14 protein-coding genes are annotated in these 12,764 nt (G+C 44.6%); 6 read left to right on the top strand and 8 right to left on the bottom strand.

The annotated features are described in order from the left end of the window. Positions 1–11: 11 nt before the first annotated feature. The 4 genes from ACMXYR_RS04205 to ACMXYR_RS04220 all read right to left on the bottom strand — a co-directional run bounded on the left by ACMXYR_RS04205 (position 12) and on the right by ACMXYR_RS04220 (position 3,521). Positions 12–980: a DUF4114 domain-containing protein gene (locus ACMXYR_RS04205; protein WP_415883788.1), complete on the bottom strand. Its 969-nt coding sequence runs from the start codon at positions 978–980 to the stop codon at positions 12–14. A 186-nt stretch (positions 981–1,166) separates the two neighbouring features. Continuing rightward, positions 1,167–1,658: a hypothetical protein gene (locus tag ACMXYR_RS04210; RefSeq protein ID WP_415903038.1), complete on the bottom strand. Its 492-nt coding sequence runs from the start codon at positions 1,656–1,658 to the stop codon at positions 1,167–1,169. Further along, positions 1,576–2,475 (bottom strand): hypothetical protein, encoded by a 900-nt coding sequence (locus ACMXYR_RS04215; RefSeq protein ID WP_415903039.1) that lies wholly within the window; start codon positions 2,473–2,475, stop codon positions 1,576–1,578. Before ACMXYR_RS04215 ends, ACMXYR_RS04210 begins: the two co-directional genes overlap by 83 nt. After that, positions 2,472–3,521 carry a glycosyltransferase family 4 protein gene (locus tag ACMXYR_RS04220; protein ID WP_415903040.1) on the bottom strand — a complete coding sequence of 350 codons (1,050 nt, stop codon included), beginning with the start codon at positions 3,519–3,521 and terminating at the stop codon, positions 2,472–2,474. The genes ACMXYR_RS04215 and ACMXYR_RS04220 overlap by 4 nt, the downstream gene beginning before the upstream one ends. Before the next feature lie 305 nt (positions 3,522–3,826). Between ACMXYR_RS04220 and ACMXYR_RS04225 the strand changes: the two genes are divergently transcribed. After that, positions 3,827–4,774 carry an NAD-dependent epimerase/dehydratase family protein gene (locus ACMXYR_RS04225; protein WP_415903041.1) on the top strand — a complete coding sequence of 316 codons (948 nt, stop codon included), beginning with the start codon at positions 3,827–3,829 and terminating at the stop codon, positions 4,772–4,774. A 217-nt stretch (positions 4,775–4,991) separates the two neighbouring features. Here the strand turns inward: ACMXYR_RS04225 and ACMXYR_RS04230 are convergent, their stop codons facing one another. Beyond that, positions 4,992–5,192 (bottom strand): tautomerase family protein, encoded by a 201-nt coding sequence (locus ACMXYR_RS04230; RefSeq protein WP_415883793.1) that lies wholly within the window; start codon positions 5,190–5,192, stop codon positions 4,992–4,994. A gap of 330 nt (positions 5,193–5,522) precedes the next feature. Here ACMXYR_RS04230 and ACMXYR_RS04235 point away from each other — a divergent pair, with 330 nt between their 5' ends. After that, positions 5,523–5,936, top strand: a complete 414-nt coding sequence (locus tag ACMXYR_RS04235) for a group II truncated hemoglobin (RefSeq protein WP_415903042.1) — start codon at positions 5,523–5,525, stop codon at positions 5,934–5,936. A 56-nt stretch (positions 5,937–5,992) separates the two neighbouring features. After that, entirely contained in the window at positions 5,993–6,295 is a 303-nt protein-coding gene (locus tag ACMXYR_RS04240; RefSeq protein ID WP_415903043.1) for a DUF3817 domain-containing protein, read from the top strand. A gap of 84 nt (positions 6,296–6,379) precedes the next feature. On the opposite strand, the gene ACMXYR_RS04245 is transcribed toward ACMXYR_RS04240, so the two are convergent. Then, a complete protein-coding gene (locus ACMXYR_RS04245) occupies positions 6,380–6,868 on the bottom strand; it encodes an Lrp/AsnC family transcriptional regulator (protein WP_415887299.1) in 489 nt (162 codons plus the stop codon). Between the two features lie 351 nt (positions 6,869–7,219). Between ACMXYR_RS04245 and leuA the strand changes: the two genes are divergently transcribed. Next, positions 7,220–8,881 carry a 2-isopropylmalate synthase gene (gene leuA, locus ACMXYR_RS04250; protein ID WP_415903044.1) on the top strand — a complete coding sequence of 554 codons (1,662 nt, stop codon included), beginning with the start codon at positions 7,220–7,222 and terminating at the stop codon, positions 8,879–8,881. Positions 8,882–8,980: 99 nt separating this feature from the next. Here leuA and ACMXYR_RS04255 read toward each other — a convergent pair whose 3' ends face one another. Then, positions 8,981–10,213: an acetylornithine transaminase gene (locus ACMXYR_RS04255; protein WP_415903045.1), complete on the bottom strand. Its 1,233-nt coding sequence runs from the start codon at positions 10,211–10,213 to the stop codon at positions 8,981–8,983. A 247-nt stretch (positions 10,214–10,460) separates the two neighbouring features. After that, positions 10,461–10,937, bottom strand: a complete 477-nt coding sequence (locus ACMXYR_RS04260) for an NYN domain-containing protein (RefSeq protein WP_415903046.1) — start codon at positions 10,935–10,937, stop codon at positions 10,461–10,463. A 171-nt stretch (positions 10,938–11,108) separates the two neighbouring features. Between ACMXYR_RS04260 and ACMXYR_RS04265 the strand changes: the two genes are divergently transcribed. Continuing rightward, on the top strand, positions 11,109–12,503 hold the full coding sequence (locus ACMXYR_RS04265) for a diguanylate cyclase domain-containing protein (RefSeq protein WP_415903047.1): 1,395 nt from the start codon (positions 11,109–11,111) through the stop codon (positions 12,501–12,503). A 13-nt stretch (positions 12,504–12,516) separates the two neighbouring features. Then, a complete protein-coding gene (locus ACMXYR_RS04270; protein WP_415903048.1) occupies positions 12,517–12,762 on the top strand; it encodes a TfoX/Sxy family DNA transformation protein in 246 nt (81 codons plus the stop codon). Positions 12,763–12,764: the final 2 nt, after the last annotated feature.

Below are 12,764 nucleotides of genomic sequence, written 5' to 3' on the forward strand. Positions count from 1 at the left end.
AGGTATTCAGCTTATGCTGATTTAAATGGTTTACGTCTAAGTGTGAAAAAACAGAGTAGAGCCGTTAATAAACCCGCACTACCACTGCCCAGTGAAGGTGCAGGTGCCGCCTGCATACTGATAACGGTTTCAGTTGTCGGAACGTCTGCATACAAAGCGGTTACCGGGTCTGTTCTGATACTGAAAACGGCATCATTAAAGTCATTGTCGCCATAAGGTCTTACAAGATCCTCAAAGCCTAAAATGAGATCATCTTCAGCAGATAGACTGCTCATCATGGCAACATGGCGAGAATATTCATCTGCATTATCGATAGTTGCAAAGCTATCATTCTCAGGGTTTAAGAAATCGATAGTGAACATGGCTAAAGGATCAGAGCTGGTATAGTCCCAGCCTTTTACTTGGCTGCCATCCCAGGCGTTTTGAAGGAGGAAGAAACCGACATTAGTACCTGCTTCAAAGACAGTGCCCCCTTCCATGTCAAAATTTGTACCATCGATATTAGTGATTTCTGCACCTCCAAGTGTGACAGTATCACCTGAAAGTAAACTACCTCCCCCTCCTTGTTCTGAAACATTGTTAAAGATCATTCCTGTGTCTATACCGGATAGATTTTGTAATTCAGATATACCGATATGACCAGAGCCATCCAAATCGATGTCTCCAAAGGTTAAGCCATCAAACGCATCATCGGTGAAGGTAAAATAACCTAGAGAATTTCGATATCCAGCTCCTTCATCTAGAAAGGTTATAGAGATATGCGCATCTTCTTGCAGAGTTAAATTAGGATCATAGGATGTATCCAAAAATTCCTGATTAGCAACTGTACTCTCAGGCAGTGCAGTTTGAACTTCAGTTAACAGTCCTTCTTCAAGTTGAATATTTACTAAGGAGTCAGTTTCATCCTCAGCGGCCAGGGCATTCTGCGCGATAGAAATCATCACTCCTGTGAACACCATACTTCGTATTTGATGTTTCATATCTCCTCCCATACCTGCATGCATTAAAGGTATTACTGATAGAGCTAATTAAATTGCAGCAAGAGTTGTTCCATATGCTTTGAATTTTTAACTTATTGATTTTGTTTGCTTTGAAAGAAATTGTCGCTTTTAGTCATTCTTAAAGTAATTCTCAGAATGAGAAAATTTCGCATTATGAAAAAGGCATTAAACGATTATGCGCGCGACCTTTTCGGCAATCTGGCAACCGCCAATTTCGATAAATGCCAAGACGGCAGGTTGAGCTTTTGCAGACGACTTTCTGGAATAAATAAACGTGGAAACGCCAGTTTTGATGCGGTCGATGGTGTAATCCAGTTGTGGGAATTCAGGGTAGATTTTTCCCCGGAAAATAACGCCAAAACGATTATCTTCAGCCTTAATCAGGCGTTTCAGAATATGGCTACCTTCGGCATTCCTAAACAGAGGAAGCAGAGCAATTGAACCTTCACATTGTTGATCCTGAAAACCGCTGATTTTGTATGGGCCTTGGTTTGCAGCTTCGATCGTGCCCAAGTATCGAAGCGAGGGAATATCTAGCGAAACAGCTCCGGCTTGTTCTTCCTGAGTACCGATATTAATGGTTTTTAATGTTTTTAAACCGAGTGACAAGCTGGTGGATAAAATGAGCACCATTGGAAGTAGAATGGCCATTTTCATAGTGATCTCTCCTACGAACGCAGATTAATGTAACGATAAAGGTGAGTAATTCGATGGTTGTAGCGCCAAAGCCATCATGTAAAAAGCTGTACCAAGCGTGATTGATCGTCATAGCGGATAGGCGAAGCCCGTTAATGGTCAGCACAACTAAGGCTAAAATAACGGCATGTTTAATATCTCTTCGCTCAAGATCACCATGTTTTAACAAACTTAGGGTCAACCACAGCAACAGCGCTAGAGACATATTGGTAAATGCCGAACAGCCTGTGAGGACCAGTAAGCTAAAGCCGTTGGCTTGCACGATGGTATTTCCTGCAACAGCGGCTTCTATCTGAAATAGGGGTAAGAACAGACTGCTAAACCAGGCATCGAAGGTTAAGATCTGATTGGCAAATAACGTCAGACTGAGTTGGCAGCAGGGCTCCCTAATTGCTATTGCAAAAAGGATCGTGGCTGCAATTCTGTGTCTCTCCTGCATAGGGTGTCGTAACCATAACCAAGCAGATGCAGCGGCAACCAGCCAACTCAATAGGGCGCTAGGTATCAGTAGTAAGCCGCATAACAGAGTGCCAACATAGATATAAACCGGCGTCGTTTTTACCTTGCTAAACTGCACTTCTAAGGTCAGTCTCATGCTGATAAAAAGTACGACCCAAACAACAAAGCTATGGCCTAAGCCGTTAAATACTGCGGCATTGAACGGCTCACTTAAGAGAGTCCTAATCACTTCAGGCAACAGGGCATTGAACACCGCTAAGTAGGTTAGTAACGGAAAGAACAGTGTTTCTGCAGAAGCTGTTGAAGCCAAGCTCTTCATAATGTTCTCCTGTCGAATTTCAGGTTTATGAAGCCTTTGTGATGTGCTGCTTGTGCGTAGATCTCTAGAATCGAAGGAATGACAAAACTATCGCTGTAGTATTTGCAGATTCTATGGTGAGCTGCGATCGACATAGCGGCCTTGTCCGTACCCGACTGAGTCCACCAGTTGGCAATCACACTACCTAGCGTCTTTTCATCACCAGTATTCACTAACCAGCCAGATTTATGGTCTTCTATAAGTTCTGGAATAGCACCTAACCGATAACTGGCAACAGGTATACCACGGCTCATTGCCTCAAGCGCTACTAAAGGCAGGCCCTCACTTTTACTCGAAATACAGAGCAGACCTATATCACCCCAATGCTGATCCATCTCGACCTGACCAAAGAAGTTGAGATGGGGGTACTCGCGTTCTAAACCAGTTTTAAGTGGTCCATCGCCATAAACATGGCAGGGGAGTTCCTTAGGTAATTGTTCTGTAATTCGAGCAAAAGCTTTAGGCCCTTTTTCGTCGGAGAGTCGGCCGACAAAAGCGACAGCCTTACCGCGTTCTGTTTGCAGTTTGGCAGGGGCAACAAAGTTAGCGATCTGGTGAGAGGTAATAGGCAGCCGAGAAGAGATTTCATCACTTACGCTGAGCACACGGTCAGCTAAAATCGATGTGCTGTAATCCAGCCAGCTATAAAACCTTAATTTCCCTTTCCCCAGATCACCCGAGTGAAAGGTTGAGATCACCGGTGTAGAGGATAATTTTCCGAAGATACGTCCAATAATCCCAGCTTTATAACCATGGGTGTTCACAATACAGGGGGAGTGGGTGAGTAGCTTATACAGCTCTCGGTAGTTGCTTAAGCATCTATAGGGTAGCCCTTCCTTCGTTAGCTTATCTTTAAGAGGATGCGTGCCAAAGTCTCGCATAAAGATAACTTCGCTACGGTAGCCGTTCTGGTTTAACCAACGAGTGAGGTTAAGAATATGGCTCTCGATTCCGCCTTGGTGGCGACTATCAACCAGTTGATAAATAAGCCAGTCATGAATAGACATAATCCCTTCCTCCTGTATCGCTGAGATTGTTTATCTAGATATCAGCAAGGCCTAGGCCATTCATTAGCTTCTTTAGCAAAAACAGCTGGTTAGCTGATTCAGTAGCTCTGATCAGGGTTGAGGGACTTTAAAATCAGGCTAATTAACGCAATTTGCAGAAATGTTTCGCATTTTGAGAAACAAAATGAGGCTGTGTTTTTCAGTTGTTTTTTAACTTATTGAAATTTAAGGATAAATATTTTGGCTGGCTTCTTGCTGTAACCAATACATCAAGCAAATTGGTTTCAATAGTAAGGAGAAATACTATGAAATATCTGGTCACTGGAGGCTGTGGGTTTATTGGTTCACATTTAGTAGATGCCTTACTAGCACAAGGTCATCAAGTCAGAGTATTGGATAACTTATCAACAGGTGTAGTGGACTATTTACCCGATCAGGTAGAGCTTGTATTGGGTGATGTCGCCGACTTAGCCATTGTTAAAGGTGCAATGTCAGAGATGGATGGCTGCTTTCACTTAGCGGCCATTGCCTCGGTAGAACAATCCAATTCCGACTGGGTGGGCACACATAAGGTTAATCAGCAGGGCAGTGTGAACGTCTTTGAAGCAGCGCGATATTGCGGCAGTCAAGATTCTATCCCTGTAGTTTACGCATCATCAGCTGCTATCTATGGTGATAACGCTACTATTCCTTTAGATGAAACATCAGCCCCTCGACCTATCAGTGCTTACGGTGCTGATAAATTAGGTAGTGAGCACCATGCCCGAGTTGCTTGGTTAAATCACAAGGTATCCACCGTGGGGATGCGTTTTTTCAATGTTTACGGCCCTCGTCAAAATCCCTCTTCACCGTACTCTGGGGTTATTTCTATCTTCATCGACCGAATTCTTAACAATCTCCCCATTACGATCTTCGGTGATGGTAAACAAACCCGCGACTTTATCTACGTAGCCGACGTGGTGAAACATCTGATCGCAGCCATGGAAAACACTAAAGGCGAAGCATCGGTGTTTAATGTTTGCACCGGACAATCCACCTCAATTTTGCAGCTAGCACGAACCCTATCGATGGTGGCTGGAGTTGAAGTGAACATCGATCATAAACCCGCCAGAACAGGCGATATCGCAACCTCGCTAGGTGATCCAAGCCGTGCATCAGCAAGACTAGGCATACGCGCTGATGTTGGATTAGGAACAGGTATGGCCTTTACCGTTGAAGCGATGAAAGGTGATTCTTTAAAAGAAACCGGTTAATACTACAGAACAGATTTCTTCCAGCGAGCTTGGTAAGTCTTACTTTAAATACTGTGTAGAGATTAGATTTAAAGTGGGACTTACCTTTTTTCTTTTGGGGTCGAGATTAGAGAAAGCGATGATGCAATTTAGGGGCTCAGAAATTAAGGGCTCTGATCCCCAGGCCGCCTAGTAAAGTGTGTAGTAGGGCGGTTTAAGACGATTGATAAATGAGGAACTATGATTGGCTCTTTTTCCATTCATCAGTAAGCATACCGGCAAAACCCCAATCCTCTTCTTCAATTTCCTGTATGACAATATGAGTATGTTCAGGTTTTTTGCCGAGTACCCTTTGTAGAGAGCCGGTAATATCTTTAACGATTTCTGCTTTTTGTTCTCGAGTGACACCTTTGGTGACTTGAACATTTACATAGGGCATTTAAATCTCACATTTATCAGTGTTGGGTTGAATTCACAGATACATTTTATCGGTAAAACAACATCTTCAAGCTAGTAGACCGAGCAAGGTAGCATAGAGAGGGAGGGAGCTCTATTGATGAAGGTTTGAACCTTAAGGTATTAGAGCGTTACATCTGTCTCTTTGATAAATTGCATTCCAAATTTAGTAACCCTTTAAATAAAAGGGGAATACATCGAGATTTGTTACTAACTCTCCAAAATAAGCGACAGGTTTTGGACTGGATAAATTGCTAAAATACTGCGCAATTTGAGAAAGCACGAATATAGACAAGAGCCCGAGTGATTACTGATGGATACTCCCAGCTGTGAATACGGCGTAAACGACAACTCCTACAAAATGGCAGGTGAGATAGCTGGCCTAACTCAGTTAGTCGATGACTTCTACCAATTTATGGATGAACTGCCAGAGGCGCAGATCATCCGTAAAATGCACCCAGACGATCTTACCGAATCGCGAAAGAAACTTGCCTACTTCCTTTCTGGCTGGTTAGGTGGCCCTAAGCTGTTTTCTCAAAACTACGGTTCTATTCGTATTCCCCATGCTCACAGCCATTTTCCAATCGGGCCTGAGGAGAGCGAAGCGTGGATTCTATGCATGCAAAAAGCGGTTGAACAACAGCCCTACGAAGAACCGTTTAAAGTGTATCTGATTGAGCAGTTACGTGTTCCGGCAGAAAGAATCACCCAAGCCTGCCGCAGATAGAATTCCCGCAGCAACGCTTTCTTTAGAAGAATTTTACCACTTTTTGAGCTTATTTAATGATCAAACTACTTCGCATCGTTAGCCTTCTCGAAGGCCTCTCTTACATCGCCATCTTAAGCGTCACACTTGGGTTTATCAGCCGAAATTATGTATCCACACTCGGCATGACCCACGGCATCCTGTTTATGATCTATGTGATTCAGGTGCTGAATATCTCACACAAAGAAAACTGGACCTCGAAGCAGCAGTTAGGCCTGATGCTAGCATCGGTCATTCCATTCGCCTTTATCCCAGCTGAGATCTACCTGCGGAAATTAGAGCAGAGTAAACAGCAAGAGAAAGAAACGACTACGGCCTGAAGAAGTATAGGAATGAGGATTAAAGGGCTCTGACCCCCTTTAATCCCACGAAATGGTGTACTAATTCCCTCTAGGCGCAGCCTTCTAAGTGTTTACATACCCCAAAGGCATGGCCGTACTATCCACCACCTTGCGCATAATAAACGCCGATTTAACCCCCGTTACGCCTTTAATCCGGGTGATCTTACCGAGCAAAATATCGTGGTAACAATCCATATCTGCTACCGCGACTTTTAACTGGTAGTCAGCATCGTGGCCGGTGATGAGGTAGCACTCCATTACTTCCGGTAAAGACTGAATCGTGCGTTCGAACTCTTCAAAGCGTTCGGGGATATGTTTATCCATGCTGATATGCAGGATGGCGATGAGGTTTAGATCGATTGCGCGTTCATTTAGACGGACTACGCGATCGCGGATTACACCTGATTCTTCTAACTGTTTTACCCGGCGAGAGCAGGGGGCTGCAGTCAGGCCAACGCGCTCGGCTAGCTCCTGGTTAGAAAGGTCGCCGTTTTCCTGTAATTCTCGCAATATTTTTAAGTCGAAGCGGTCTAGATTGACAGTAGATTTCATGGTTTTTGGTTTGTGCGCAATTAATTGTGTGCAATAAGTTTATTTTCTTTTGATTTTTTGCGCAAATGACGAAATAAAGTTGTTTTTAGATCGGTAATTGCGCATGTACCTCTATAAACTTCTCTTCATCGGTTGAGGGGTAACAAATCACATATCAATCAGTGTGTGAGGGGGTAATCATCATGAGTGAGCGCTGCCAGCCTAAAAGGGTTTATCGAATCTTTAACTCAAAAACTGATGCCACAAGTGTCTACTGAAAAACTTCCCGCTGTCATTGCTTCCCCAAAGGCGCCTGACAGCGGGTTTTGCCGTTTAGGCTTTCTGCTCGAATAAAAATAATGGATTCGCACTATGTTTGATCATCGTAAATATCGTCGTTTTGAAACTGTCCGTTTGACTGATCGCACCTGGCCAGATCAAGAGATCAATAAAGCACCAGATTGGTGTAGCGTAGATCTGCGCGATGGTAACCAAGCGCTGATCAATCCAATGAATGTAGAGCAGAAGACCCGCATGTTTACCTTGTTGGTAAAAATGGGGTTTAAAGAGATTGAAGTCGGTTTCCCATCAGCATCTCAGCCTGACTTTGATTTTGTGCGCAAGCTAATCGAAGAAAACCGAATCCCAGAAGACGTGACGATACAGGTGCTAACCCAAGCACGCGAAGGTTTGATTGAGCGTACCTTTGAGTCTCTTGAAGGTGTGCGTCGCGCCAATGTTCATGTGTATAACTCCACTTCGGTTGTACAGCGCCAGCAAGTGTTCAACATGAGCAAGGATGAGATCAAAGGCATTGCGGTACAAGGTGCGCAGTGGGTGCGTGATTATGCGGCTAAATACTCTGCGACAGAGTGGGAGTTCCAGTATTCACCCGAAAGCTTTACCGGTACAGAGATGGATTACGCGGTTGAAGTCTGTGATGCCGTCATTGCTGAGTGGAAACCAGAAACAGGGCAGGCGGTTGTGATCAATCTACCGGCGACTGTTGAGATGTCCACACCGAATGTTTTTGCCGATCAGGTTGAGTATTTCTGCCGTCACCTAAAACAGCGTGATCAAGTACGTATCAGCTTACATACCCATAATGACCGCGGCTGTGGTGTCGCGGCAGCTGAGTTGGGTGTTATGGCGGGTGCCGATCGTGTTGAAGGTACTTTGATGGGTAACGGTGAACGTACCGGTAATATGGATATCATCACCATGGGTATGAACCTTTACTCACAGGGTGTTGATCCAGAGTTGGACTTCTCTGATATCAAAGAGATTATCGAAGTAGTTGAGTACTGTAACGAATTGCCTGTTTCTGCCCGTCATCCTTGGGCTGGCGAGTTGGTTTATACAGCGTTCTCTGGCAGTCATCAGGATGCGATTCGTAAATCAGTTAACTATCACCAAGAGCACAACCAACTGCATTGGGATGTGGCTTACTTGCCAATCGATCCACGTGATATTAACCGTGAATATGAAGCGGTTGTGCGTATTAACAGCCAAAGCGGTAAGGGCGGTGTGGCATTGGTATTGGAGCGTGATTACGGTATCCAGCTACCAAAATGGATGCATATCCCGCTAAGTAAAGTAGTGCAGTCTGCTGCTGAACAAAAGGGTATCGAGATCTCTCCTGAAGTGATTCACCAACTTTATCAACAGCACTTTGTTGCAGTTCCAGAGCAATGGCAGCTTGATCGTTACGATCTGCACACTGACAACCAACAAGTTGAAGCGAAATTCAGCGTTGGTAACACTGTATTTAACGGCCAAGGTACTGGTGCTCTAGAAGCGCTAAGTGATGCGCTTGAGAAACAATATGGGTGTTCTATTGAAATCACTCAGTTTGATGAACATGCCATCGCGACGGGCACTGCAGCGCAAGCGCAAGCAGCAATTGCTATGACAGTGAATGGTGTCAGTGCGCAAGGTGTTGCAACTAAGGAAGACACATCTGCAGCAGCACTGCAAGCAGCGCTAATTGCCTTTAGCCGAATTGCTGAACAGAACGCGGTAAGTGCGGCTTAAAATTGAAGAGAATGTGCAGCTACAGATCTGATCTGTAGCTGCAAAACTGTTCTAATTTCTTTCCAGTCAGAGGGAATATTTTCTGTTTTACCCCACCTTCTAGTTAATTGCTTCAATAGCTTTACTCAGAATCGTACAGCACTCATCAATTTGTTTTTCAGTCAGATTCAACGCGGGCATAAACCTCAGGGTACGTTCATTCGGGGCATTAAGTAGTAGGCCAAGCTCTCTTGCCTTATCCACAAGCTGAGGTGCCGATAGCTCAGCGGCATCTAAGGCGATCAAAAGACCTTTACCTCTTACCGAGCCTAGAGAGTATTGCTTAGAAAGTTCAGTGAGTTTTTGGCTGAGAAGCAGGCTCATCTGCTCAACGTTAGCGAGAAAGCCTTGTTCTAGCACTTTATTCACAACCGCATGTGAAACGGAACACATGAGAGGGTTGCCGTTATAAGTACCGCCCTGATCGCCATATTCAAAGCAGCTATGCTCGGTTTTAGTGAGCAGTGCTGAAATAGGTACGCCACCACCTAAGCCTTTACCCAAGGTCATGATGTCCGGTTGGATATCATAACCTTGATAAGCGAAGAGGTTGCCGGTTCTACCGATGCCAGTTTGTACTTCATCGATGATCAGTAGCAAGTTGTGCTTTTTACACAAGGCTTCTAAGCCTTTGACAAAATCGCTATCAGCAGGGATTACGCCTGCTTCGCCTTGAACCAGCTCTAGCATGATCGCGACAGTATGTTGATCGATTACCGCTTCGGTTGCGGCTAAATCGTTGTAAGGGGCTTTGCTAAAACCGCTGACTTTCGGTTCGAACAATGACGCAAAGGTCGCTTTACCGGTAGCGGACATAGTCGCTAAGGTTCTGCCATGAAAGCTCTGTTCAAAGGTGATGATTTTAAAAGCACCTTGTTTGTGAATTTGTCCCCACTTTCTCGCCAGTTTTATTGCGCCCTCATTGGCTTCTGCACCGCTATTAGCGAAGAAGGCCTGATCAAAATCTGAATTGGAACAAAGGGTTTTAGCCAGCTCAATCATCGGCTGATTGTAAAAGCCAGGGCCGGGATTAATCAGTTGTTGTGATTGTGCAATCAATGCTTGTTGAATCAGGTCTGGGCTGTGACCGAGAGTATTCACCGCCCAGCCTTGCACCATATCCAGATATTGTTTGCCGTTCTGATCAAAAAGGTAATGCCCTTTACCTTGGGTAAAGCAGAGTTCTGGTCTTGGCGCGATCGGCATCACAAACGCTTTATCGGTCAGAGGATTGTTAACGGACGCGTCTTGATCGCTTGATTGTGTGGGAGCTACCCCAGTTAAATAGGTCATTTTTATATCCTTGAGAGAATTTAGAGCAAAAAAAAGCCGCAGGGGTTACCTGCGGCTTTTTGGGAATTTGGAACGCTTATTAGTTATTTGCGTCGTCGAGATCCAACACCCAAAGAGGCACAGGCAATCGATACGCGGCGTCGCAACGTATTTGTTGTAAGTGTCTGTGTGATAGGTGTGGTTTTCATAGTGGCTGAGTATGTCAGCCACTTTAGGGTGTGGTCAAGAGGGCTAGCTTGAATGGACTCTAGCAGACCAGTAGATTCGGCAAAATCGAGTGATACTGATCCGCTGAGCTGATCAAGGATTTAGCCGTAAGTGCTTCTACGCCATAAACCTCAGTGATCACGCCGTAACGTTTTTTGATGTGTGCGAGCAGGAGATCAAAGTCGCCATCGCCTGAAAGCAAAATCACTTTATCCACATCCGGTGCGGTATCCATCACATCGATTGTAATGCCTACATCCCAGTCGCCTTTGGCCGAGCCGTCTTTGCGCTGGATGTAAGGTTTTAGTTTTACATCAAAGCCAATATGACGCAGTGCATCTTGAAACTTCTTTTGGCCATCATTGTTACGTTCGATTGCATAAGCGTAGGCGTGAACAATCTCTCCCTGTTTGCTGATCTCTTGCCAGAATTTACGATAGTTAAACGGGCATCCGAACGCTTGGCGGGTGGTGTAATAGATGTTCTGTACGTCTACAAAAATAGCGATGCGAGACACAATATAGCCTTAGTTGATGATCTAGAAATTGAACTATATCAGACTCAGGTTTATATATGCTGCTGTAAGCCGCGGAAAAGCTGGAAAAAAGCCTGAGTCTGCACTATCGTTGCAAGAGTTAGTAAAAAAGGTTTTACTGATTGTTACTGATTGATTATTCGGAGTTTTTTAATGTCTGCTTCAGACGCTGCAAGTCCTCAGAAAACGAATAGAAAAAAGTTCGACCTTGCGATTATTTTTGCAATTTGCGGTGCACTGTTTTCACTGCTGATTTTTCTATTTATGTTTAAGCAGGAGCGTGACGCGGCCATTCAACAATTTCAGGTTGAAATGACACAAGGGGCGGCTTCCTTCCAGCAGTCATTAACCCAGAATGCTTACTCCTTAGAAACTTTACAGGCCATTTATCAGTTAGATCAAACAGTCGATCAAGAGCGACTTAAGCAAATTATCCATAGCTTGTTTAGTCGTCATACCTCTTTGAAAGGGATGGCTATCGAAAATAGCGATATCTCGCTTCGTTTAGCTGACCCTGCTACCGATTCTATTTTTGCTCGTGCTGAAGTTAATGAGGCCTTAAGTGATCTTTCTTCAGAGCAAGTTGATACCCTGACTATCGATCAAGAAACCTATGCGTTGATATCTGCTCTGGCCGACGACGCCCAGCTAACAGGTGTTATCTCATTGAGCTCAGTGTTAGAACGAAGCCAACTGCAGCAGGTTTTGGGCGAAGTTCAGCTTACGCTGATGGATTCAAACAAGCAGGAAATCCTTACGCACGATAACTCGTCACTAGCCGTTGATGCGGTGCTTTCTAGCTCTATACAGCTATTGGATAATCAATGGACGCTAGATCTAACCGCAACTGAAGAGCGTATTGCTGCGGGTATGAGTTTTACCCCAGCACTGTTTTTGATGACGGGCTTACTACTTTCTTTCTTGGTGGCTTCTTATTTAAAACGAGTAGGTCATCATGTTAAAAGTTTGCGTACTGAACAAGCTAACCTGACCGAACAGATGGCTGAAACAAGCTGGTCTGATCCATTAACCGGATTGGTTAATAAACTGCACTTTGATGAAGCTTTAGATGTTGAATGCCGCCGTGCTGTACGTGAGTTCTCGCCACTTACAATGATGTTGCTGAAGATTGATAGCTTCAAAGAATATAGCGATGAATACGGCGTCGAGGCTGCGCAAGGCATGCTTCAGGAAGTTTCTAGTGTGCTAAAAAATTCGGTTGGTCGCCCAGGTGATATGATTGCGCGTATTGATGATCACCTGTTTGCCTTTATCTTGCCTTCAACCAATGAAATGGTAATTCAATTGGCCGAACGTTGCTGCGACACTATTTCTGGTCACGGTATTCCTCATCAAGCATCGCCGATTGATAAGGTTGTTACCTTAAGTATAGGTGTCGCTACAATGCAACCGTCTCGTTTGCTGACCCCTGAGTATCTTCTGGAGTTGTCTAAACAACAACTGCAAGAAGCCGAAGATAAAGGCGGCAATCAATTCCATGCGTTTGTAGATGGTATTAAAGAGCCGCCTTTGACTTATAACGTCTAGATCGATTTTCCTGATGCGCAATATTGGTCCAGTGAGCCGTCGATGGCTTGCCGAGATCGAAATTTACACCTTAGCTGATCTAGAGCAAGTAGGCCCGATAGCGACTTATAAGATGATTAAGGCCATGCGTGGTGGCAAGGTTAGCCTGAATCTGCTGTGGGCACTGGTTGGCGCACTAGAAGACATTGATTGTCGTGATCTCCCGCCTGAGCGTAAAACTGAACTGCGCGTTCTCCTCAAAGATTCGTATGACTCATAAGT

The organism is Neptuniibacter sp. QD29_5 (assembly GCF_047778125.1).
Classification (GTDB): Bacteria; Pseudomonadota; Gammaproteobacteria; order Pseudomonadales; family Balneatricaceae; genus Neptuniibacter.

Excerpts from the sequence above, each read along its gene's own strand:
- ACMXYR_RS04205 (WP_415883788.1), bottom strand. The coding sequence starts at position 980 with ATGAAACATCAAATACGAAGTATGGTGTTCACAGGAGTGATGATTTCT.
- ACMXYR_RS04210 (WP_415903038.1), bottom strand. The coding sequence starts at position 1,658 with ATGAAAATGGCCATTCTACTTCCAATGGTGCTCATTTTATCCACCAGC.
- ACMXYR_RS04215 (WP_415903039.1), bottom strand. The coding sequence starts at position 2,475 with ATGAAGAGCTTGGCTTCAACAGCTTCTGCAGAAACACTGTTCTTTCCG.
- ACMXYR_RS04220 (WP_415903040.1), bottom strand. The coding sequence starts at position 3,521 with ATGTCTATTCATGACTGGCTTATTTATCAACTGGTTGATAGTCGCCAC.
- ACMXYR_RS04225 (WP_415903041.1), top strand. The coding sequence starts at position 3,827 with ATGAAATATCTGGTCACTGGAGGCTGTGGGTTTATTGGTTCACATTTA.
- ACMXYR_RS04230 (WP_415883793.1), bottom strand. The coding sequence starts at position 5,192 with ATGCCCTATGTAAATGTTCAAGTCACCAAAGGTGTCACTCGAGAACAA.
- ACMXYR_RS04235 (WP_415903042.1), top strand. The coding sequence starts at position 5,523 with ATGGATACTCCCAGCTGTGAATACGGCGTAAACGACAACTCCTACAAA.
- ACMXYR_RS04240 (WP_415903043.1), top strand. The coding sequence starts at position 5,993 with ATGATCAAACTACTTCGCATCGTTAGCCTTCTCGAAGGCCTCTCTTAC.
- ACMXYR_RS04245 (WP_415887299.1), bottom strand. The coding sequence starts at position 6,868 with ATGAAATCTACTGTCAATCTAGACCGCTTCGACTTAAAAATATTGCGA.
- leuA (WP_415903044.1), top strand. The coding sequence starts at position 7,220 with ATGTTTGATCATCGTAAATATCGTCGTTTTGAAACTGTCCGTTTGACT.
- ACMXYR_RS04255 (WP_415903045.1), bottom strand. The coding sequence starts at position 10,213 with ATGACCTATTTAACTGGGGTAGCTCCCACACAATCAAGCGATCAAGAC.
- ACMXYR_RS04265 (WP_415903047.1), top strand. The coding sequence starts at position 11,109 with ATGTCTGCTTCAGACGCTGCAAGTCCTCAGAAAACGAATAGAAAAAAG.
- ACMXYR_RS04270 (WP_415903048.1), top strand. The coding sequence starts at position 12,517 with ATGCGCAATATTGGTCCAGTGAGCCGTCGATGGCTTGCCGAGATCGAA.